General features: G+C 67.5%; 1 protein-coding gene. It reads right to left on the reverse strand.

Going from position 1 to position 231, the window contains the following annotated elements:
• Window positions 1–10 precede the first annotated feature (10 nt).
• Window positions 11–231 (reverse strand): PrpF domain-containing protein (locus tag AAEZ22_RS18690; protein WP_352298601.1); only part of this gene is annotated, 221 nt, incomplete at its 5' end.

The raw sequence follows: 231 nt of genomic DNA on the forward strand, positions 1-231 counted from the left end.
GCGTAGACCTTTAGAAGGCGTCGCCGGGGATGCGCACGTAGCCTTCCATCAACACCCGCGCACTGCGGCTCATGATGGCTTTCTTCACCACCCATTCACCGTCCACCTGGCTGGCCTCGGCGCCGACGCGCAAGGTGCCGGACGGGTGCCCGAAGCGCACGGCATTGCGCTCTACGCCGCCCGCCGCCAGGTTGACCAAGGTGCCGGAAATCGCCGCCGCGGTGCCAATCG

Origin of the sequence: Pseudoalteromonas sp. 20-MNA-CIBAN-0454 (assembly GCF_040308685.1) — a bacterium.
Classification (GTDB): domain Bacteria; phylum Pseudomonadota; class Gammaproteobacteria; order Enterobacterales; family Alteromonadaceae; genus Pseudoalteromonas; species Pseudoalteromonas nigrifaciens.